Origin of the sequence: Lacrimispora indolis DSM 755 (assembly GCF_000526995.1) — a bacterium.
Classification (GTDB): Bacteria; Bacillota; Clostridia; order Lachnospirales; family Lachnospiraceae; genus Lacrimispora; species Lacrimispora indolis.
Window position 1 is genome coordinate 778,145 of sequence record NZ_AZUI01000001.1, and the last position, 21,271, is coordinate 799,415.

Below are 21,271 nucleotides of genomic sequence, written 5' to 3' on the forward strand. Positions count from 1 at the left end.
TCGCAAGTTCGGATAAGTTATACTATCGAAAGTAAGGAACACTTTTGATATATCATACTATGAAACAGCAGGAGGATTTTTATGTACAGTTTTATTAACGACTACAGCGAAGGTGCACATCCAAAAATTTTGGAGGCCATGATCAATGCCAACTTAATTCAGAATGCCGGATACGGACTGGATGACCACTGCAGCAATGCCCGCGCCCTCATTAGAAAAGAAATCGGCCGGGAGGATGCGGATATTCATTTCATAGTGGGCGGCACCCAGACCAATCTGATCACCATCAGCACTGCCCTGCGCCCCTGGCAGGCGGTCATCTCCACGGACATGGGGCATATAAATGTCCACGAAACAGGAGCCATTGAAGCCACGGGACATAAGGTCATAGCCATGCCCTGCGAGGATGGAAAACTGACTCCAGCCCACATCCAGAAGGCTTTGGACCTTCATACGGACGAGCATATGGTACAGCCGAAAATGGTCTATATCTCCAATTCCACGGAGATCGGTACACAGTATACCAAAAAGGAACTGGAATCCCTTCACCACATCTGCCGCCAGAAAGGTCTTTACTTATTCCTGGATGGTGCACGTCTTGGTTCTGCGCTCACAAGCTCTGTGAATGATTTAACATTGGAAGATATTGCAAAGCTCACCGACGTTTTTTACATTGGCGGAACTAAGGGCGGAGCCTTGTTTGGAGAAGCCCTTGTGATCTGTCACCAGGATTTAAAACCGGACTTCCGGTTTATGATCAAACAGCGGGGAGCCATGCTGGCAAAAGGCTGGCTGCTGGGAATCCAGTTTGAAGAGCTGTTTTCCAACAACCTCCTCTATGATCTGGCAGCCCACGCCAATGAAATGTCTGCCATTTTGAGAAAAGGGATTGAAAAGTGCGGGTATCCCTTCCTTTCCGATTCCATGACAAACCAGCTTTTCCCCATCCTTCCTGACCAGGTGATCGCAAAGCTGGAAAAGGATTTTCTTTTCATCGTTCAGGAACGGGTGGATGACAGCCATACCTCCGTCCGTCTGGTCACCTCCTGGGCTACCAGCGAAGAAGCCTGCCGCCGGTTTATCAGTCTTCTGGAAACCTGCTGATTGAAAAGCCCTCTAAGGACAGTGGTCAAAATGGCCTGCCTTAGAGGGCTTTTTCTTTTACAATTTAACGTTTTTCATTCAATGCTTTTATGGCTTCCCCAAGCTGGTTGTCTTCGCTATGCTCTATTTTAATCTTTGTTTTTAAATCCTCTTTTAGATCAACCGCAATATCCGGCTCCAGGCCTTTTCCATGAAGGTCAAAGCCGCTTGGCGTATAGTAATGGGCAACCGTCATCTTAATGGCAGTACCATGATCAAGAGGAAACAGAGTCTGAACGATTCCCTTTCCAAAGGTCTTTGTTCCAACCAGTTTTGCCCTGTCATAAGCCTTAAGAGCTCCGGAAAACACTTCAGAAGCGCTGGCTGACTGGCCGTTGACCAAAACAGCCATAGGCACATCTACTTTATGGCCGTCAGAGGCGTAATACTGCTCTCCATCTCCATTTTTATCCGCCATATAAACAAGAAGCGTTTTATTCTTCTTGGTTCTTACCAGATTGGGATCACCTTCAATCAACAGATCGTCGGGAAGAATGTAATCAAGCATGGAAACTACTGCATCCACGACTCCCCCAGGATTATTTCTCAAATCCACGATCATTTTCTCCATTCCCTGTTTTTCCAGGTCATCAATGGCACTCTTAAACTGACCCGCTGTAACCGTATCAAACTGGCTGACCGATATATATCCGATATTGTCTGCCAGCATTTCATGCTCAACAGTAGGAACTGTGATCTGGCGCCGCTCCATAGTCATATCAATGTAGGCCCCCGTATCCGGACGAAGAACCGTTACCGTTACCGGCGTTCCTTCCGCCCCTTTGATATGGTCCTTTACAACCAGTTCCAGATCCATACCGGTCACTTCTTCATCGCCTACCTTATAAATCATGTCACCGGGCAGCATTCCTGCTTCAGCCCCAGGCGTTCCTTCAAAGACCTTTGTCACCGTAATGATTCCAGTGGCAGCGCTCTGGCTGACCATGACTCCGATTCCGCAGTATTCCCCGGCAGTGTCCTCCATCAGCTTCTCATACTCGTCTGCAGTATAATAAACCGTATAAGGGTCCTCTAATCCATAGAGCATCCCCTTATAGATCCAGTCTTCCACATTTTTTGTATTTTCATCAAAGAGATAATATTTATCAATCACGCTCTGGATCGTCTGGATTTTGTTCACGATCCGGTTCATATCAAGGCTGCCTTCCTGGTTCTCTGCCTGAGCGGATTCAGCTGCCTGACCTTTTCCGTCAATGGCTGCCCTGCCGATCAGAAAGATCCCGAGAGACATTCCCACAATAACAAGACCTGCCAATGTGGTCAGAAGCGCTCCTACTAGGGCGCCCTTCCAAAATTTATTCTTACTTTCCACTGTTATTCTCCTATCTAGCTCTTTATGGGCTTGCGTATTTCACCGGTTTGCATAGCTGCCATCTGCCCTGATCTCAAAATGGAGATACGGCCTTGTGGAATATCCGGTATAACCCACATTTGCAATTATCTGCCCCTGCCAAACTTCCGGCTTAATACCAAAAGCCGGAAGCAATGCAAAGAAACGGCATAAACACCTCCATCATGAGGAATCATGATATATGCCGGCAGAATAACTGTATGTAGGTTTGGCCGCTGTTCCCGGAAAAAGGAGGGAAGATGCCTCTGCCTGCAAAAGCACCGGCGTCTGAAACGCTCCTGCTTAACTGCGGGCAGAGCCATATAAAATTAATATTCCCCATAGCAACCGTATTATACGTTTTCATGGCCTGCTTCCCCGCTTTCCCCGCCTTTTCTGCCTTTCTCCGGGGTTCTGGCTTTCTGATCGGCCTCAATCTGTTTTCCCTAACTGGAAAGCTTAGAATTTTTTCTGGACCGGATATCACTCTCCGGCATTTTCCTATCATATGCAGCAATGCTGCCTCTATATTCCCTGCAGTTAAAATCAGGGTGCTTTTTTCCTACACTTTCAGATGCTTCCTGATGGTAAAGAAGCTTACAAAAAATCCGATTCCAACACCAAGAGCCAGCGCAGTTGCCGCCATATATGGGAATATGGCCTCCACCGGCAGAAACTGAAACAGTCCGGATAAGATGCTGAACTTTGTGACCACATACTCAACTGTAGACCGGTACAGAAAATAAATGGCAATAAGAGGAATGGAAGCTCCCACCAGTCCGATGATAACGCCCTCCACCACAAAAGGCGCCCGGATCATGTAGTTGGTAGCACCAATTAATTTCATGATCTGGTTTTCACTCTTCCGGAAGGCCGCTGCCACTGAAATGGTGTTGCTGATTAAGAATATGGCCACAGCCAATAAAACACCGATGATCAGCATGGAAAGAACTCCGATCACCTTGCTTAAGCTGTTCATGCCTTCTGCCGCTGTTTTGGAATAATTGACTTTCCTGACACCGTCAAGACTCTTCAGCCAGTCCACCACCTGATCCTGATCCACCAGATCCTTTAAAAATATGGTATATGAGGCTGAATTGGCCAGGGGATTGTCTTCCTCAAATCCTTCCGCTAGGTCCTGCAAGTCGCCGAAGTATTCCTGCTTTGCTTCCGCCCATGCCTCCTCTGCCGAGGTAAAGGTCACTTCCTTCACATCATCTCTGGCTTTGATCTCATTGCCGATCTCCTTGATCTTATTGGCATCCAGCCCATCATTAAAAAACACCGTGATTCCCACCGTGCTTTCCGTATTCTTAATCACATACTGCACATTGATAACAATGGAGAAAAACAGGCAGAACAAAAAGATGCAGGCGGAAACTGTTGCAATGGAAGCCAGGGAAAACAAAATGTTCCTGCATATATTATTTACACCTTGCTTCAGGCAATACCAAAACGTACTAATTCTCATATGTATAACCGCCTTTTTTCTCGTCGCTTATGATGGCCCCACGGTCCATCACAACCACCCGTTTTTTCATCCGGTCCACAATCTCCTGGCTATGGGTGACAACGATCACCGTTGTTCCCAGCTTATTGACCTCATTTAAGAGCTTCATGATCTCCATGGAGTTGTGCCCATCTAAGTTTCCGGTAGGCTCGTCCGCCAGCAGGATTTCCGGGCGGTTAATCAAAGCCCTGGCAATGGCAACACGCTGTTGCTCTCCGCCGGACAGCTGCTGAGGAAAAAATTTGTATTTTGAAGATAGTCCCACCATTTTAAGCATGGCGGGAACCGACTCTCTTATGTTCCTTGTAGATGCGCCGATCACCCGCTGTGCAAAAGCTACGTTTTCGTAGACATTCCGATCCTTTAACAGCCGGAAATCCTGGAAAACCATGCCAAGCTTCCGCCGGTATTTGGGAATGAACTTTCTGGGCATCTTGCTTAAATTCATATCATTCACGACAATTTTGCCGGTGGTTGGCTCCACTTCTTTTAAAAGCATTTTTAAAAGTGTGGATTTGCCTGAACCGCTGCGGCCAATGATGAACACGAATTCCCCATCCTCAATGGTCATGCTGATATTGCGCAGCGCCTTGTTTCCGGCTTCATATGTTTTGCTTACATTCCAAAGTTCAATCATTTCAGTCCTCTAAATTTTGTGCTTTGATTACTTTTGCTTTTGGGGAACAGGCTTCGCCTTATGAAAAGAGTCAGCAATACAACTGCTTCTGCTTAAGCGCAAAACAGCTGTATTACTGCCTCTCTTTCCACTGTTCTTGGTAACGTAAAAATTAATAGTCCTGGTTTTCCATATATTTCATGTATTTCACTACCATCAGGGCAATCTTAAAGGTGATGGCATCTTCAAATACGCGCAGATCCAGGCCGGTGCTCTTCTGGAGTTTGTCCAGACGGTAAACAAGGGTGTTTCTGTGAATATAAAGCTGTCTGGAAGTTTCAGACACGTTTAAGCTGTTCTCAAAGAATTTATTGATCGTTGTCAGAGTTTCCTCGTCAAAATCGTCCGGGGATTTTCCGTCGAAAATCTCTTTGATGAACATACGGCATAAGGGCAGCGGAAGCTGATAAATCAAACGTCCGATTCCCAGTTTACTATAGGCAACCACATTCTTATTGCTGTAGAAGATCTTACCCACATCCATTGCCATCTTGGCTTCCTTATAAGATCTGGAAACCTCTTTGATCTCACTGACAATGGTACCAAAAGCTACATGGACCTGAGTCATTGCTTCGGTATTGAGCATGTCCAAAACGGTGTTGGCAGTCTTCTCTAAATCCTCGTAAGTCTCGCCTTCCTTTACCTCTTTCACAAGAATGATATTCTTCTCATCAACGGCGGTAACGAAATCTTTTGTCTTTGCGGCAAATAAATTGCGCACTGTCTCCAATGCATTTACATCTTTTTCATGCTGTGTCTCGATGATGAATACGACTCTCTTGATGTTTGTCTCAATATGGAGCTTTTTCGCCCGATTGTAGATATCCACCAAAAGCAGATTGTCAAGTAATAAGTTCTTAATGAAGTTATCCTTGTCAAATCTTTCTTTATACGCAACCAGCAGGCTCTGGATCTGGAAAGCCGCCAGTTTGCCTACCATATAAACATCATCGCTTCCTCCCTTTGCAAGGAGGATGTACTCCAGCTGGTGCTCATCTAACACTTTGAAAAACTGATATCCCTGGATTACCTGGCTGTCGGCCGGAGAATCCACGAACGCCAGGATTGAACTTTCATAATCTTCCGCATCAGGAAATGTGGTTGCCAATACCTTTCCTTCTGTATCACAAATACACAGATCAATTCTCGTAATCCCTTTTAATCCTTCAATGGTTGTTTGAAGTATTTGATTCGAAATCATGGCATATTCTCCTTTTTCGTAAATTTACCTTATTATATATTAATGCAAAAAGAAAAAAAAAGCAAGCGGGTAGGTTAACCGCTTGCTTAAAATTTCATTAATTTTTAGTTTAAAACAACGATTTCTGTATCTTTATCGAACACATGGATCTTTGTTAAGTCAAGAGCCAGCTTAATTGTATCGCCAGGTCTTGCTGTTGTACGAGGATTTACTCTTGCGGTAAAGTTTACATCTTCCACATCAAAGTATAAGTAAACTTCAGCACCTAACAGCTCGTAAACTCTGATGGTAGCACTGATAACACTTGCGGGAGAAGACTCAAGGAAAGCTTCCTCATCATGTAAATCTTCCGGACGAATGCCTAAGACTACAGACTTTCCGACATAACCGGCATCCTCCAACTTTTTCGCTTTTCCTTCAGGAAGAGCGATTGTATTTCCGCCGAATGTTAAAGTAACATCGCTTCCCTTCTTTGCTACGGAAGCTTCAATCAGGTTCATCTGAGGAGCACCGATAAATCCGGCAACGAATTTGTTACCTGGCTTATCGTATAAGTTCTGAGGAGAGTCAACCTGCTGGATAACGCCATCCTTCATTACTACGATTCTGGTACCAAGTGTCATAGCCTCTGTCTGGTCATGGGTTACGTAGATGATGGTCGCCTGAAGTCTCTGATGCAGCTTGGAAATCTCAATACGCATCTGGCCTCTCAGCTTGGCATCAAGGTTGGATAAGGGCTCATCCATTAAGAAGACCTTTGGATCACGCACGATAGCACGTCCCATGGCAACACGCTGTCTCTGTCCGCCGGATAAAGCTTTTGGCTTACGGTCTAATAAATGCTCAAGGTCAAGGATTCTTGCAGCTTCATGAACCAGCTTATCAATCTCGTCCTTTGGAGTCTTTCTCAATTTCAGACCAAACGCCATGTTATCGAATACAGTCATATGAGGATACAAAGCGTAGTTCTGGAATACCATTGCGATATCTCTGTCCTTTGGCTCTACATCATTCATTAATTTTCCGTCAATGTAAAGTTCACCGGAAGAAATGTCTTCCAGACCTGCAATCATACGCAGGGTTGTGGACTTACCACATCCGGATGGTCCTACGAAAATGACAAATTCCTTATCAGCAATATCCAGATTAAAATCTTTAACTGCTTCAAATCCGTTAGGATATCTCTTGACGATGTTTTTCAGTGATAAACTAGCCATTTACTAATCCTCCTAAAATAAAGTGTTTATTCTCTGATCTGAACCGGCAGCCCCCATAGCTGCGGCCCTTTGTTCTGAAACAATCATACATGAATTATTTTTCTTTTACCATATTGTTATTTACCAAAATCCATTTCGGCCTTTTGGCTAATTTGTATAACGGGTCAAAAAAATGATTGAAACGTCAAAATATCAAGAGAATCGTTCTGATATTTCTGTCTATATTCGATAGGTTACCGATATTGCCCCTCAGTTTTAGTCAGAAACTACAAGACGGCGCCAATAATTTTGGCACCGTCTTGTAAATTTTATACGTGTTACTATTGCTTTCTTACAAGAACGTTCAGCCATTTTACGTCAGAATGACCAGAACGAACATCCTCTGTTTCCCAAAGCTTTACGATCTCAAACCGGCCGTTATCCCTTAACACTTCCGTAATAGAATCCGCCGTAAAATCACAGAAATACCTTTTTCCTCTGAATCCTTCATAATCTCCCAGTTTAAAAGACATATAAAGGATTCCCTTATCATTTAAGGCCCTTGCTATCTTTGTAAGAATGTCAGACAGTTCCTTTTTCGGAATGTGAAGTAAGGATGCGCAGGCCCAGATTCCATCAAACACATTGTCAAAATCCATCTGTTCAAACGTCATCTGAAGCACTTCCAGGCCGGTATGGATTTCAGCCAGCTTACACATCTCCTCCGATGCATCAAGCGGCGTCACATCATATCCCAGATCATAGAAAGTCAGGCTGTCCCTGCCTGATCCGCATCCTAAATCCAGAATCGTATCGCCTTCCTCCAGAAGATTTAAGAATTCCTTCATGACCCCCGACATATCCTGGTTCACTGTTTCTTCAAATTCCTTTGCTGCATACTTATTATAATAGTCTATCGAGTCCAAAATAATCCTCCTGTTATCCTTTTTACCCGTTATCTGATTCTTTCAATTTTACTTTCCGTTATCTTGATTTTTCCTTCTTTCAGAAGGTGGCCTACTGCCCGCTTAAACGCGTTCTTGCTCATGGAAAACTCCCGTTTGATGATCTCCGGCTCTGCCTTATCGGTAAACGGAAGGCTTCCGCCAAACTGTGTTTCTATGATCTCAAGAACCTTTTCGGAATCCGCATCCATCTGGATATATGCCTTTTGCCTGGGGCTTAGATCCAGTTTCCCGTCTTCCCTTACCTTGGTGACCCGGGCCGTTATTTCATCACCTTCCCGGTAGTTTTCAAAAACCTCTTTCCGGGGGATGAGCCCGTAGTACTTATGATCTACTGCTACAAAGGCTCCCAGATTCTCATTCATCTCATAAATGATCCCGGTCACCTGATCATCCTTTTTATAGGGCGACTGATTGCTCATATAGGAATATACCCTCATGGTAGCCGCCAATCGTTTGCTTTTATCAATGTACAGAGCCACCAGCACCTTTTCTCCCGGCCGAACCTTATGGGTCTGTTCCTTAAAAGGAAGGAGCAGATCCTTTTCAAGTCCCATGTCGAGAAATGCGCCGATTTTACCCACTTCTTTCACCTGAAGCACAGCGGTTTCACCTACCAAAAGCTTAGGCACTGCTGTGGTGGCTATGAGCCGGTCCTCTGAATCCTTATAGATAAAAACAGGGATCCTGTCACCGGGCCCGGTCCCCTCCGGCACCTGCTTTTTAGGCAGGAGCACGGAAACCTGGCTTTCAGCCTCCTCGCCCACATATACACCGAACTCCTTGACCCTTTGTACCACCAGGGTCTGCATCTTTCCTAATTCTATCATGTTACATCCTCTCTGTTGTTCCACGCAGCCAGATGACTGCGTAAGCTGCTCCCCGCTCATCGCACAGGGAAACAGTATAACCTTCCTCTGTCCGGCTCACACGGGGATAAATTGCATCTCCAAAGACTGCCGCCTTTTTATATTCCACTCTCAGTTCGGATACCTCCACTTCATCGGGAAGCACCTCTCTGGCAATCTCTACATATTGAGCATTATTGACATGATGGTTTGTGTCAATATGATGCTTTCCGACGATGACCGGCTCTGTGTTCTCATATTCCTCCGGCAACTGGATCTTACGGGAAGCATAGTCCATGGAAAGCTGCGTTTCCCTGCCGTTTCCATATCCCCTGATGTCTTCCGGTTCAATTTTAACGGGACGTCCCTTTTCCGTATCAAAGAGGAACCATACGGAATTAGCCCTTACAAGGTACTCTCCGGCCTGATCACATATGGTAAAATTCCGGTAGCCGTAAAACCCCTTAAAGTCATAGGGCCAGGTACCCACTACGATCTCCTCCCCCAGCACGGGATAACGGTCCACCACGATCTGCCAGGAGGAAAGCCACCAGGCCTTATGTCGATCCGTTAAGTAGGAAATTCCAAGGCCGATGTCCTCTGACTGAAACGTAGAGCAATCCTGCAGATAATTCATGATGCCTGTTAATGTCAGTCTTCCGCACTCGTCTGTTTCACTGTAACGGACCCTGCTGCCAAATGTATACATTTCACACCTCTCATCAAAATTATATAACATTATAAAGCATTTTTAAGCTCTTGTCCAGATAAACCAGAAAGAACCCTGTGAGCGTTTTCGGGGAAATTCTATCAAAAAGGAAAGTTTTAACAAGAACTTAACAATCTGCAATGCAAAAAACGGAACCCCATGAGGTTCCGTTTTCAGACTGGGCTACAAGGATTCGAACCTTGAAAATGACGGAGTCAGAGTCCGTTGCCTTACCATTTGGCGATAGCCCATCAATACAACAAGAGGAATTATACAAGATTTTTCTACATTAGTCAAGTCTTTTTTAAGTCGATTTTTCTGCCGGCCATGAAAGAGTTACCGTTCATTTGGACGGCAGAAGAATTCTTATTCGTAGATTTTTTTCCCGAAAATCTTTTCCAGTTTTTCAAATGAAAGCTTGGGCGTTCTGTCTTCTTTCAGAAGACCGTTTGTCTCCTGCATCACATCCGTAAGCTGGGTATAGCAAAAACCGGAGAACTTTCTGCTTTTAATCAGGAAATCCGTAATAGGCTCCAGGCGTCTTAAAAATTCCTCTTCGCTTTTCACCTTATTATAATATCCCCAGCCTTTTTCTTCTGCAGAAAAGGCAATACCGCCATACTCTGTCATCAGGACAGGCTGTCCCCGGTACGCCTCCTGATCCGCCAGAACAAAGCGGCGCTCCGCATGGCTATTTAGGATATCTTCCATGGAATCATACTTTCTTTCCGTTTCCGGCATCAGTTCATAATCATGCAAGGCCAGAATATCCGTGTGCTCCGTCTGCTCCCAGCCGTCGTTTCCGCTGACCAGCCTGGTTCTATCCAGGGCCTTGGCCTGATAAAACAGCATATTAGAAAAGCTCTGCTGGCTGTTATCCGTTTTTATGTTTCTCATTCCCCAGCTTTCGTTCGCTGTCACCCATGTAATAATGGAAGGATGATTATAATCCCGTTCAATGAATTCAGTCAGTTCTTTAGAGGTGTTTTCCACAGTATTGTCTGTATACATATAGCAGCTTGGCATCTCTCCCCATACAAGAAATCCCAGCTTATCAGCCCAGTAATAATATCTTGGATCTTCAACTTTCTGATGTTTCCTGGCCCCGTTAAATCCCATTTTCTTTGAGAGCAGTATATCATTCCGGATGGATTCCTCATCCGGAGGCGTAAGAAGGCTTTGACTCCAGTAGCCCTGATCAAGAACCAGTCTTTGATACAAAACCTCTCCGTTTAACAGAATTTTTCCATTTGTAACGCAAACAGACCGAAGTCCGAAATAGCTGGTAACCTTATCATTTGGAAGATTTACCTCCATTTCAATCAAATTAGGCTTTTCCGGCGTCCATGTCAGCTGATCCCGGCGCAGATCCAAGTCAGGTAAAGCCAAAATCCCCTTTCCATAGCCATTTTCACAGGAAATTTTTAAGCTGCCCAGATCCATTTCCATACCACCTTCCGCAGGGAGGCTGTGAAAGGCTATTTCTCCTTCAACACGGTCCATGGATGAAATGAAGATTTCGCATAATGCTTCATTCCGTTCCAGATCCGGAGTTGCCTTTATTCGTTTTATATAGGGTTTTCCCGCATATTCCAGCCATACGCTCTGCCAGATGCCGGTGGTAGGAGTATACCAGCAGGCAAAATTCTCCCCTGTCCATGTCTGCTTTCCTCTCGGCTTATCCGCGTCACTGTAATCCATAACCTTAACCGTTATGATGTTTTTTCCGTCCGATACCAGCCCGGTAATATCTGCCTCAAAGGGAGTATGACCACCTCTGTGGCCAACTGCATGGATTTGATTAATATAAACTTCTGCTTCATAATCCACAGCTCCAAACTTCAAAAGCAGACTTTTTCCATTTAATCTGTCTTTCTCCACCACAAAAGCTTTCCGATACCATACTATATGGTGAACCTCTGTATCCCCGATTCCGCTCATTTCAGACTGATAGCAGAACGGCACCTGGATTTTCCGGTCAAATACCGGTTCATCAAAGGAAAAATCCCATTCTCCATTCAGATCCGTCCAATCCTCTCTTATAAAATCAGGTCTTGGAACATTATCAATGACCATATTCATTCTCCTTTTTCATCGCTTTTTTGTAATTTTTAAAAAAAGAGTTGCGTATTACCCCTTTAAACCGGAAGTACTGATGCCTTCCACCAGATATTTCTGCAGGCAGATAAAGATAATGACTGCAGGCAGAATGGATAGGGTTGCCATTGCAAACATTGCACCGTAATCGGAAGAAGATCCAGGATCACTAAACAATTTTAATGCAAGGCTGACCGGATATTTGGCGGACTCATTGATATAAAGCAGAGCAGAAAGAAAATCATCCCATCTCCACATAAAGGAAAAAATACTGGCCGTAATAAGTGCCGGGGAAATAAGGGGCATGATGATCCTGGAAAATATACTATAATAAGAGCAACCGTCAATCTTGGCTGCCTCGTCAAGCTCTTTGGGGATTCCATCTATGAAATTAATCATCAGATAAACAAAGAACCCCTGAATTGCAAAGCAATAAGGAAGTATCAGCGGCTTATAGCTTCCTACCCACCCTAATTTCTGATACCATAAATACTGTGGGATCATCAGAACCTGAGCCGGGAGCATCATAGAGAGCAGCATTGCTACAAACAAAACTCTTCTGCCAAAAAATCTGCATCTGGCAAGGCCATAGGCCACCAAAGCAGAGGAAAATACCGTTCCCAAAGTCGCTACAACGGCTATAAACAGAGAATTCTTAAAAAAAGTAGCAAAAGTAATCTTTGCAAAGCCTTTCCAGCCGTTCATATAATTAGAAAGCACAAACTTTTCCGGAATCAGCTGGCCTGCTGTTATAAAGATGGTATTGGTTTCCTTAAAAGAACTCATGACCATCCAAATCAAAGGATAAATCATCACAAGCCCCAGACTGCAGACAATAACATGGTAAAAAACTTTTCCTATTTTTCTTTTTGTTTTCATCTGTCTCACACTCCTTCCGTATAAACCCAGAATTTCTTTGTTGCGAACAGAATCATTGTTATGAAACCTATAATTCCCAGCATTACCCAGGCCAAAGCTGCCCCGTATCCGGTATTATAGAACTCAAAGGATTGCTGGTACATATAAACGGTATAAAACAAAGTGGAATTCAGCGGTTTTCCTTGGGTAATGATAAAGCATTGTGTGAATGCCAGGAAACCGTTGATCATCTGCATCACCAGATTAAAGAAAATAGTGGGTGTTAACAGAGGCAAAGTGATCTTGAAAAACTGAGAAACTTTATTTGCGCCGTCTACTCTGGCAGCCTCATAAAGGGTCACCGGAATCTGCTTTAAAGATGATAAGAAAATCAGCATAGAAGAACCAAACTGCCAGACTGCCAGGATAATAAGGGTCCAAATCGCTGTATTTTTATTTCCTAGCCATGCAAAGCTGGTCTGAATCCCCAAAATACCCAAAAGATGATTGATCACACCGTCGGTTGCAAACATTCGCTTCCAAAGAATGGCGACTGCCACGGAGCCTCCGATAATGGATGGAAGATAGTAAGCCGCCCGGTAAAATCCGGTTGCTTTTGATGTATTAAGCAGAAGCATGGCCACCATAAGTGCAAAAACCAAACGCAGAGGAACCGATACTAAGGCGAAATAAAACGTAACCCCTATGGTCTGAAAAAACACTTTATCATCGGTAAACATTTTTATGTAATTTTTAAGCCCTGCAAAAACAGGCGGCGACAAAATGTTATAATCGCATAAAGAATAGTAAAAGGAAATTCCCATGGGCACCACCATGAACAACAGAAAGCCTACGATAAACGGAAGGCTGAATATCACTCCCGCTGTACTTTCTTTGTTCAGGAAATGCCTGAGTCCTGCACCTTTGTTATCTTTCATAGACATCCTCCATTCATGGATAACTGTATACTTAGTCAAGCGGACTTCGGCAATCCGCTTCGCTGCTTATCAGGTGGAGTTTGTACTCCACCTGATTGGGTTCATTTACTTTTTGCTCATAATATTATTGGCCCCGTTAAAGAATTCTTCTGCGGCTGTAGCTGCATCATATGCGCCGTAGCACAGCTGTTCCTGGACCTGATTTAACAAATTGGAAACCTCACTTGCGCCGTCTGGCTGGGGCGGATTGATGGGAGAACAATTAGGAGTTACAACCTCATTGATATAACGGATCACTTCCTGATCCACATCACTCATCTTGGGTGCAAGCTCTTCGGAAATAACACTGGAGGCCGGAACTCCTCTTTCACCCAGCAGAATGTTGTTTGCCTCGCTGGAGTTGGTCAGGAAGTTCAGAACCTTAACTGCCTCTTCCGGATTCTTTGTATGAGCGCCGACAGAGAAAAACATGCTGGATTTTAAATAACCAGATTTCTTCGGATCTGCTGACGGCCAGGTGGTAATACCGATTTCCATACCCTCAGGAGCTGCTTTCTGAATAGCAGTCAGCTGATTAGAGTTGTAAAAAGCACACCAGGACATGGTTTCAGGACCTGAGCCGTAAACCAGAGGCTCCTGTTCAACGGAACCGATGGAAAGCTCTGCAAATACACCTGGATCAATAAACCAGCCTTCCTTAATTCCTGTCTCATACATCTGGAAAAATGGAAGATAATCGTTTGCGGTTCCGCCCATCTTTTTGTCTCCATAGAGAACAATGTCATAGCTTCTCATGAAATAATCCAGATAAGCTCCCGCATTATAATAGGCAATGTTTGTTTTATACCCTGTTTTTTCATAAACCTGACGGCATACATCAAGGAATTCATCCGTAGTCATGTAATCCTTGATTTCAATGCCGTTTTCTTCCAGCAGAGTTTTATTATACAGCAGAGAGGGTGCATTAATTCCCGCACAGATCGCGTATACCCCGTCATTTACCGTACCGCTGGCTATGGTGTTGTCAGAAATGTTGGAGACATCCAGAGTACCGTCTTCCATATACGGCTTTAAATCTACCAGCAGTCCGTTTTTTACATATTGATCAATAAACGAATAATCCATCTGAACAAGATCCGGAATCGCCTGTCCAGCTGCGGAAGTAGCCAGTTTATTCCAGTAATCAGACCACTCGGAAAACTGTCCTTCTATGATTATCCCCGGGTTCTGCTCCGAATACAAGTCCAATGCAGCCTGAGTTTTCTCGTTTCTGACCTGATTTCCCCACCAGCTCATGGTCAGCTTAGCATCTCCGCCTGTATTTCCTGCACTTGCTGCAGTAGTATCTTCTGCAGCGGAGCCTGCTGTAGTATCTGCAGTTGTGGATGTGCCGCCTCCGCATCCGGCAAGTGAAGCTGCTGCCATAGCTGCCGCCAATAGTAACGCAATTCTTTTCTTCATGAAACCTTCCTCCATTCATTTACTTTTGCTGTATTAAGCGTTTTCATTATACTTCCCACGATTATTCCAGTAAATGAGTAAAACCGGGTTCCAAGTTGAAAAAACCGTGTTATCTGTATAATTTGAATAGTTCTTTTCCCTAACCGGTTGTTTTGCTGAGATGTTTTATATATAATTTAGCTGTCATCAGTTCAGTATGCGAAAGGCGGTTCTTTATGAAGCAGTTTATCAGAAATCTCTCTTTAAAAAAGAAGATTCATTCTATTGTATTTCTTTGCATTATCCTTTTGGCCTTCGTTTCTCTGTTCAGTATTCATCTGGTTTCCAAGGCCCACCAAAAAGTGCTCTATCAATCTGTGGCCTCCTCCTTATCCTATACTGCCAAAGAGCTGAATAACCGGCTGGACAATGTTTCCACCATGGCCGATATGTTTCTGGCTGATACCATTATCCAAAACGGACTTGGGACTTTAAAGGATTCTTCCAGCGTTCAGGACCGTACCATTGCATACAAAGCTCTTTACGGAACTTTAAATGAATATTATTTTTCCTTCCGGAAAAACAATATTAACTTTATGAGTCTATATCAGGATCGGTTTTCCATTCATACCCATATCTCAGCGGAAAATACTCTTCCGGAAGCCGTCACTCAGGACCTTGTCACAAGAGGCGAAAATGCAAAGGGACGTACTCTCTGGATTACCGACTACAGCGATGAATACGGCCTGTTTATGGTCAAGAATCTGCGGAGGTCGGAATATTTAAGTCTTGATTCTCTGGGAACGCTTGTTGTCAGCTTAAATATTGACGGACTGATCAAGGCAGCCACCGGCACCAGCCACTTTTATGATGACACCCGTTATATTCTTTACGGTCAGGAGGACTTGATCTATAACTCCTCCAGTTTAAAGGCCAACGAGATGCCACTTTTTGAAAACTTTTTCCATTCCAGATACGGTCTTGTAAATCCTGATGGAAACAGCTTCTTTTACGTAAAAGGTATCATACCGGAATTTGACTGGGATTATGTTTGTCTGATACCATATGGAAGCATCGCGGATTCCCTCCGTACCAGCTTAAAAATCTGCCTGACAATCATTACAGTCTCCATAGGGCTGGCCATCCTGCTCTCCTCTGCTTTGATTGATTCTATTACAAGGCATTTTGACAATCTGCTATTAAAAATGGAACGCTTTGCGGCAGGGCAGACCGAAACACCGCAGATTTCCTACGATTACAGCAAACGTACCGATGAATTGGGCATTCTGCACTCCTGCTTCGACCAGATGGTTAATAAAGTAAACCAACTGATCCGGACCAACTACTTAAATGAAATCCTGATAAAAGAAGCCCAGCTAAAAGCCCTGGAAACTCAGATGAATCCTCACTTTTTGTACAACACCCTGGAATCCATCAACTGGAGGGCAAAGACCATTGGGGCAAAAGATATTTCTTCCATGACAGAATCCCTGGGCACTCTCCTTCGCATTACTCTGGACCAGAAATACAAAGAAGTTCCTTTAAGCCGGGAGCTGGAGCTTGTGCAATGCTATATGACAATCCAGAAATACCGGTATGAGGACAGGCTGGAATATGAGATATCCGCTCCCCAGCATCTCTTCGGATGTGCTGTGCTGAAACTGACTCTCCAGCCACTGGTGGAAAATGCCATCCGCTATGGATTGGAGGAAAATACGGAGGAATGCCGGATTCAGATTGTAGCTGAATCAGATGGTTCCACCCTTTTTGTTTCTGTTAAAAATAACAGTTCCTTTTTTGAAGACGACCTTTTAAAGAAACTGAAAACACACAAAATTGAACCTCATGGTTTTGGAATCGGTCTTTTAAATATTCTGGAGCGAATGGAGCTTACTTATGGGGAGAACTACGGACTTACCCTCTATAATGAGGAAGACCAGGCCGTCGCCCAGCTATCTTTTCCCTTAAATCCTACTCTTCATGCCATTTCTGATACGAAAGGAGAGCGCAAATGCTGAAATTAATTATTGCTGATGATGAACGAATGATCCGGGAGTCTATTTCTTCCCTCATTGACTGGAACAGCCTGGGCATCGAACTGATCGGAACCTGCCGCGACGGCATTGAGGCCTATAACATGATTCTTGATGAATCGCCTGACATTGTTATGACTGACATTCGGATGCCCGGCCTGTCTGGATTGGAATTGGTAGAACGTATTTCCCAGGCCGATATGGATACCCAGTTTATCCTTCTGTCTGGCTTTGGAGAATTTGAATATGCAAAACAGGCGATGAAATACCGGGTTCATCATTATCTTCTCAAGCCATGCAATGAGGAGCAAATCATGGAAAGCATGCGGGATGTGATCCAGGAATACTATCACCGCCAGGCGTTTCAGGATTTGAGAGAACGCCAGAAGGCGCTGACTGCCAACTTACACCACAGCATTCTGGCAAATATAATCAACGAAATGATTTTTCTGCCTGAACCTGCAGAATTTGTCTGGAACGCCTATTCCGGGTTTATGGATTTCTATAATACAGGATATGAAATGTGTTTTCTCCACTATCTGGAAGAAGATCATTTTATCTCTGTTTTAAGCTGCATTTACGATTACATGGCCGAACATGCACCTGGTATCGAATTATACTGTATCTATGTAAGAAACTCCCTGATTCTGTTTTTTGAAGGATACCAGGTCTCCTATGATCCATTGGATTCCTTCATGCAAAGCTTAAATCCGAAAGCACAATCTGTGGAACTGGATTATAAACGTTTTACCTTTTCAGGCCTGGGAAAGCTTTTAGAAACCCTGATTACAAAGATCAAACGTTACGGAATCATCTATTTTATGAATGGACTGCAGCCGGTCCCCACCTGCAATTATAAAAATTTGATTTCCAAAATCGAAGAGCTGACCACACTTTTGATTCATGCAGACGGTTCAGCGCTGAAATCACGTCTGGATGAACTTACTGCAATTTTAAACGACATCACTAACCCCGACTTTTTAAAGCAGGCAGGTTCACGGATTCTAATTAAATTTGCTACGGAAAGCAGCTATCTTTCATCCGTAGACACTACGGAATATTTAATGGATTTAAACCAGCAGAATGAAACTTCCGGCATCCGCGCCATGTTATGTGAAAAACTTAACGAGGTTTTAAAAGAACCGTCCAGCCATTCTCAGCGATACAGTCCTTTTATTGAAAAGGTCATGCAGTATGTAGAAGAACATCTGGATAATCCCAATCTTACATTGAAATGCATCGCTGAAAGTTACCTTTTCATGAATGTGGATTATGTCAGCAAACGGTTCAGCAAGGAAACAAAACAAAAATTCTCAAACTACATTACTACCCTGCGCATCCAAAAAGCCAAGCAGTTATTGGCAGAAGGCCATACCGAACAAATTCAATGGGTTGCCCAGCAGGTGGGATGTGGAAATAATCCCCAGTATTTCAGCCAGATTTTCAAAAAAAACACGGGGATGACACCTAGCGCATATGCTAAAAAGTTAAACGGAGGAGAATGACATGACAAACAAAGAATTACTGCCAAAAATCCATCTTGTGATGGACAAACTGATGAATCTGGGAGGGGGCGACTATGAAAACGACCGCTCCGTAGGAAAGGAGGACGCAAGCCGGGGCATCATTGCCAGAGATTTTGGCATCGAAGAATGGGACTGGCCTCAGGGCGTAGGCCTCTATGGCCTTTTAAAGCTTCAAAGGTTTTACGGAGATAACCGTTACTTAGAATTTTTTGATAACTGGTTTGAAAACAATTTAAAGAAAGAACTTCCCAGTAAAAATATCAATACCACTGCCCCCTATCTGGTTTTAGCCGAACTGCTTGATACTCTTAAAAACCCGGAATACGAAAAGTTATGTCTGGATCACGCCCGCTGGCTGATGACCGGGCTTCCAAAAACAAAGGAAGGCGGCTTCCAGCATGTGGTAACTGCCATCGGAAACCGGGACGGCGTCCTGTTAAACCATGGGGAAATGTGGATTGATACGTTATTCATGGCAGTTCTGTTTTTAAATAAAATGGGCCATCGGTTCCAGAATCAGGAGTGGATCAGCGAGGCTCTTCATCAGGTATTATTACATATCAAATACTTATACGACAAACATACGGGATTATTTTATCACGGCTGGAGTTTTCCGTTAAATAATAATTTCGGAGGAATCTTCTGGTGCAGAGGCAATTCCTGGTTTACCTATGGAATTCTGGAGTTTATTGAGTCCTATGAAGGAACTCTTGATAAAGGTCTTCTCACTTACCTGACAGATACCTATAAAGCCCAGGTAAATGCTTTAAAAGACTTACAGGCCCCATCTGGTTTATGGAATACCGTCCTTATGGATCCTGCAAGCTACGAAGAAGTATCCGGTACGGGAGCAATCGCCGGCGGTATATTAAAAGGGATAAAAATGGGCATTCTCGATGAATCATACCATGAATGTGCAGACCGGGCAATAAAAGCGATATGCAAAAACATAGGAGAAGATGGAACCGTTTTAAATGTTTCCGCAGGAACCGGAATGGGCTATGATGCAGATCATTATAAAAATATTACCATTCGCCCCATGGCCTACGGACAGTCATTGGCTCTGATTTCACTGATCGAAGCATTGAATTAAAATCAATACAAACACGAAAAAACCAGTAAGTACAAGAATCTCCTTGTAATTACTGGTTTATTTTAATCACTGGGCTACAAGGATTCGAACCTTGAAATGACGGAGTCAGAGTCCGTTGCCTTACCATTTGGCGATAGCCCATCAGTGCAACGAATGTATTATACTATAGCTTTCCACTCCGGTCAAGCATTTTTTAACATTTTAAAAAGATATTTCCAAACGCTGCTCATCAGGAAGAGCTGCCCGTTTTCGTTGGCTCTTCCTGGCTTTTTGATGTATGTGTTTCTTCCTGGGAAGGATTCTTTCCTGTTTCCGTCTCATCCTTTGTTGTCTCAGACGTGCTTTCCATGGCTGGGTCCGTCTGCTCCGTCTCTTCGCTCTCTTCTTCCGTTATATCCGGATCTGCATTTCCGTCTCCGATCACAGGCGTTTCAAAAACTCCCTTAACCGTTGTCTGCTTTCCGATCTTAGGAGAAATGCCGCCTAAGGTAAAGGTATATTCCATTCCCCCTTGAAGACCTGTTACATGGATCTCACAGGAATAGGAATCCGTATCTCCCACCTTGGCGGAATAAGCATTCCCATCTCCGTCGTTTACTGAAACCGTGGGATTTTTCCACTTTACTTTGGTTTTAAAGTTTACCATGACAACACCGCTGTCATAGTCCACATAGTCTATCTTGATCTTTTCCGTTGAAGAAACTTCCTCCCCTGAGCTGGTTTCTTCTGCCGTGGCAGTCGCGGTCGTAGCCGGCTGGGTCTGGGAAGGCTGCACCGGAGTCTGGCTTTCCGTTTCTGAGGAAGAAGCCGTTGTTGTGGACTCCTCTGAAGCAGAGCTTTCCTCCGCCGTTTCAGGAGCCGCTGTGGTGGTAACCTGGGTCGTGTGTGCCTGGCTGGTTTCCTCCTCTGCACCTGTCTTGCCGCCTACCGCATAAGAGCGTTCTGTTATCACTTTCGCGATTTCTTCCATTGTCAGAGGGGCCAGCTCCCTCATGTCTTCCATGGTAAGGGAAGAATTCTGCAGGATCAGTTCCCTTAAAAAGTAAGCTTTTCCGTAAGAGATATTATATTCCTCTGCCAGCCGTTTTACTTCGTCCTCTTCCATCACCTGCTGGTCATATACCACTGCCTTTAACTGGTTTTGCTCCAGGGTATTCTGGATGTCATTTACCACTGCAAAGCGTAAGCTGGAAGCCTTGCTGATGCTGTCATTGGATACGGTGACCAGGACAGCATTATCCAGGTCGCTGAAAAACCCATGGGTAACCATGGCACCGATCACAGCATTGACGGCCGTATTTAAGTCCACACCCTTTAAATCCATGTCCTGCATGATGCTTTCCGCGTCCTCATTAAGAGCCTTTGCTGACAGGACCTTATTTCTTTTATTCACGGATAATTCCACACTCGGATTTACATCGATTCCAATGACCGAATCCACTTTTCCATTCTGATAAGTATAGGTTCCCCCAGCCAGGGCGATCATGCAAAAGCATGCAGCCACCAAGGTTGCAAGAATTCTCTGCCTTAAGAAGAAAACAGAACGGGTTTCCTTCTCTGCCTTTATCTGAGGCGTACTCAAGTCAATCCGTTCCAGAACATTAGGAGTTAAGTTCCTGGCCGCAGATTTTAAGCAGGCTTCAATCTGTTGTCTATTCAATTGTCTGCGATCTAAGTCAGCCATATC

At 44.2% G+C, this 21,271-nt stretch carries 19 protein-coding genes and 2 tRNA genes; 4 read left to right on the forward strand and 17 right to left on the reverse strand.

The genetic code is table 11. The annotated features are described in order from the left end of the window. Positions 1 to 81: 81 nt before the first annotated feature. A complete protein-coding gene (locus K401_RS0103655) occupies positions 82 to 1,104 on the forward strand; it encodes a threonine aldolase family protein (RefSeq protein ID WP_024291700.1) in 1,023 nt (340 codons plus the stop codon). Positions 1,105 to 1,168: 64 nt separating this feature from the next. Here K401_RS0103655 and K401_RS0103660 read toward each other — a convergent pair whose 3' ends face one another. The 15 genes from K401_RS0103660 to K401_RS0103730 all read right to left on the reverse strand — a co-directional run bounded on the left by K401_RS0103660 (position 1,169) and on the right by K401_RS0103730 (position 14,953). Further along, complete coding sequence (locus K401_RS0103660; protein WP_024291701.1) at positions 1,169 to 2,476, reverse strand: S41 family peptidase; 1,308 nt, start codon at positions 2,474 to 2,476, stop codon at positions 1,169 to 1,171. A 39-nt stretch (positions 2,477 to 2,515) separates the two neighbouring features. Continuing rightward, positions 2,516 to 2,650: a M23 family metallopeptidase gene (locus K401_RS34170; RefSeq protein WP_084492777.1), complete on the reverse strand. Its 135-nt coding sequence runs from the start codon at positions 2,648 to 2,650 to the stop codon at positions 2,516 to 2,518. A gap of 37 nt (positions 2,651 to 2,687) precedes the next feature. After that, positions 2,688 to 3,002, reverse strand: a complete 315-nt coding sequence (locus tag K401_RS0103670; RefSeq protein WP_027352193.1) for a hypothetical protein — start codon at positions 3,000 to 3,002, stop codon at positions 2,688 to 2,690. Between the two features lie 54 nt (positions 3,003 to 3,056). Beyond that, a complete protein-coding gene (gene ftsX / locus K401_RS0103675; protein ID WP_024291703.1) occupies positions 3,057 to 3,965 on the reverse strand; it encodes a permease-like cell division protein FtsX in 909 nt (302 codons plus the stop codon). Then, the gene (gene ftsE / locus K401_RS0103680) at positions 3,955 to 4,641 is read right to left on the reverse strand and encodes a cell division ATP-binding protein FtsE (RefSeq protein WP_024291704.1); all 687 of its coding nucleotides are present in this window, start codon (positions 4,639 to 4,641) and stop codon (positions 3,955 to 3,957) included. The genes ftsX and ftsE overlap by 11 nt, the downstream gene beginning before the upstream one ends. Before the next feature lie 151 nt (positions 4,642 to 4,792). Beyond that, positions 4,793 to 5,881, reverse strand: a complete 1,089-nt coding sequence (locus tag K401_RS0103685) for a PucR family transcriptional regulator (RefSeq protein WP_013271513.1) — start codon at positions 5,879 to 5,881, stop codon at positions 4,793 to 4,795. 104 nt (positions 5,882 to 5,985) lie between these two features. After that, positions 5,986 to 7,098 carry an ABC transporter ATP-binding protein gene (locus K401_RS0103690; RefSeq protein WP_024291705.1) on the reverse strand — a complete coding sequence of 371 codons (1,113 nt, stop codon included), beginning with the start codon at positions 7,096 to 7,098 and terminating at the stop codon, positions 5,986 to 5,988. Positions 7,099 to 7,418: 320 nt separating this feature from the next. Beyond that, positions 7,419 to 8,003, reverse strand: a complete 585-nt coding sequence (locus tag K401_RS0103695; RefSeq protein ID WP_024291706.1) for a class I SAM-dependent methyltransferase — start codon at positions 8,001 to 8,003, stop codon at positions 7,419 to 7,421. 29 nt (positions 8,004 to 8,032) lie between these two features. Beyond that, positions 8,033 to 8,872 carry a CvfB family protein gene (locus K401_RS0103700; RefSeq protein ID WP_024291707.1) on the reverse strand — a complete coding sequence of 280 codons (840 nt, stop codon included), beginning with the start codon at positions 8,870 to 8,872 and terminating at the stop codon, positions 8,033 to 8,035. Between the two features lies 1 nt (position 8,873). Continuing rightward, entirely contained in the window at positions 8,874 to 9,599 is a 726-nt protein-coding gene (locus K401_RS0103705; protein ID WP_024291708.1) for an acyl-[acyl-carrier-protein] thioesterase, read from the reverse strand. Between the two features lie 178 nt (positions 9,600 to 9,777). Then, positions 9,778 to 9,850: transfer RNA gene (locus tag K401_RS0103710), tRNA-Gln, on the reverse strand. 115 nt (positions 9,851 to 9,965) lie between these two features. Further along, positions 9,966 to 11,675: a glycoside hydrolase family 2 protein gene (locus tag K401_RS0103715; protein ID WP_242842291.1), complete on the reverse strand. Its 1,710-nt coding sequence runs from the start codon at positions 11,673 to 11,675 to the stop codon at positions 9,966 to 9,968. Between the two features lie 54 nt (positions 11,676 to 11,729). Then, positions 11,730 to 12,575 carry a carbohydrate ABC transporter permease gene (locus K401_RS0103720; RefSeq protein WP_024291710.1) on the reverse strand — a complete coding sequence of 282 codons (846 nt, stop codon included), beginning with the start codon at positions 12,573 to 12,575 and terminating at the stop codon, positions 11,730 to 11,732. 5 nt (positions 12,576 to 12,580) lie between these two features. Continuing rightward, complete coding sequence (locus K401_RS0103725) at positions 12,581 to 13,492, reverse strand: carbohydrate ABC transporter permease (protein ID WP_024291711.1); 912 nt, start codon at positions 13,490 to 13,492, stop codon at positions 12,581 to 12,583. Between the two features lie 105 nt (positions 13,493 to 13,597). After that, positions 13,598 to 14,953: an ABC transporter substrate-binding protein gene (locus K401_RS0103730; protein ID WP_024291712.1), complete on the reverse strand. Its 1,356-nt coding sequence runs from the start codon at positions 14,951 to 14,953 to the stop codon at positions 13,598 to 13,600. 215 nt (positions 14,954 to 15,168) lie between these two features. Here K401_RS0103730 and K401_RS0103735 point away from each other — a divergent pair, with 215 nt between their 5' ends. From K401_RS0103735 to K401_RS0103745, 3 genes are read left to right on the forward strand one after another with little or no spacing between them, the layout of a single operon-like run. Further along, on the forward strand, positions 15,169 to 16,950 hold the full coding sequence (locus K401_RS0103735; RefSeq protein ID WP_024291713.1) for a sensor histidine kinase: 1,782 nt from the start codon (positions 15,169 to 15,171) through the stop codon (positions 16,948 to 16,950). Then, complete coding sequence (locus tag K401_RS0103740; RefSeq protein WP_024291714.1) at positions 16,944 to 18,470, forward strand: response regulator transcription factor; 1,527 nt, start codon at positions 16,944 to 16,946, stop codon at positions 18,468 to 18,470. Before K401_RS0103735 ends, K401_RS0103740 begins: the two co-directional genes overlap by 7 nt. 1 nt (position 18,471) lies before the next feature. Beyond that, positions 18,472 to 19,584 (forward strand): glycoside hydrolase family 88/105 protein, encoded by a 1,113-nt coding sequence (locus K401_RS0103745; protein ID WP_024291715.1) that lies wholly within the window; start codon positions 18,472 to 18,474, stop codon positions 19,582 to 19,584. Positions 19,585 to 19,653: 69 nt separating this feature from the next. Here the strand turns inward: K401_RS0103745 and K401_RS0103750 are convergent. Continuing rightward, positions 19,654 to 19,725 (reverse strand) — tRNA-Gln (locus K401_RS0103750). 88 nt (positions 19,726 to 19,813) lie between these two features. Next, complete coding sequence (locus K401_RS0103755; RefSeq protein ID WP_024291716.1) at positions 19,814 to 21,268, reverse strand: anti-sigma-I factor RsgI family protein; 1,455 nt, start codon at positions 21,266 to 21,268, stop codon at positions 19,814 to 19,816. Positions 21,269 to 21,271 lie beyond the last annotated feature (3 nt).

Bases quoted from the DNA above. Each gene is read 5' to 3' on its own strand.
- K401_RS0103655 (WP_024291700.1), top strand. From the start codon at position 82: ATGTACAGTTTTATTAACGACTACAGCGAAGGTGCACATCCAAAAATT.
- K401_RS0103670 (WP_027352193.1), bottom strand. From the start codon at position 3,002: ATGATAGGAAAATGCCGGAGAGTGATATCCGGTCCAGAAAAAATTCTA.
- ftsX (WP_024291703.1), bottom strand. From the start codon at position 3,965: ATGAGAATTAGTACGTTTTGGTATTGCCTGAAGCAAGGTGTAAATAAT.
- ftsE (WP_024291704.1), bottom strand. From the start codon at position 4,641: ATGATTGAACTTTGGAATGTAAGCAAAACATATGAAGCCGGAAACAAG.
- K401_RS0103685 (WP_013271513.1), bottom strand. From the start codon at position 5,881: ATGATTTCGAATCAAATACTTCAAACAACCATTGAAGGATTAAAAGGG.
- K401_RS0103690 (WP_024291705.1), bottom strand. From the start codon at position 7,098: ATGGCTAGTTTATCACTGAAAAACATCGTCAAGAGATATCCTAACGGA.
- K401_RS0103700 (WP_024291707.1), bottom strand. From the start codon at position 8,872: ATGATAGAATTAGGAAAGATGCAGACCCTGGTGGTACAAAGGGTCAAG.
- K401_RS0103705 (WP_024291708.1), bottom strand. From the start codon at position 9,599: ATGTATACATTTGGCAGCAGGGTCCGTTACAGTGAAACAGACGAGTGC.
- K401_RS0103715 (WP_242842291.1), bottom strand. From the start codon at position 11,675: ATGGTCATTGATAATGTTCCAAGACCTGATTTTATAAGAGAGGATTGG.
- K401_RS0103720 (WP_024291710.1), bottom strand. From the start codon at position 12,575: ATGAAAACAAAAAGAAAAATAGGAAAAGTTTTTTACCATGTTATTGTC.
- K401_RS0103725 (WP_024291711.1), bottom strand. From the start codon at position 13,492: ATGAAAGATAACAAAGGTGCAGGACTCAGGCATTTCCTGAACAAAGAA.
- K401_RS0103730 (WP_024291712.1), bottom strand. From the start codon at position 14,953: ATGAAGAAAAGAATTGCGTTACTATTGGCGGCAGCTATGGCAGCAGCT.
- K401_RS0103735 (WP_024291713.1), top strand. From the start codon at position 15,169: ATGAAGCAGTTTATCAGAAATCTCTCTTTAAAAAAGAAGATTCATTCT.
- K401_RS0103740 (WP_024291714.1), top strand. From the start codon at position 16,944: ATGCTGAAATTAATTATTGCTGATGATGAACGAATGATCCGGGAGTCT.
- K401_RS0103745 (WP_024291715.1), top strand. From the start codon at position 18,472: ATGACAAACAAAGAATTACTGCCAAAAATCCATCTTGTGATGGACAAA.
- K401_RS0103755 (WP_024291716.1), bottom strand. From the start codon at position 21,268: ATGGCTGACTTAGATCGCAGACAATTGAATAGACAACAGATTGAAGCC.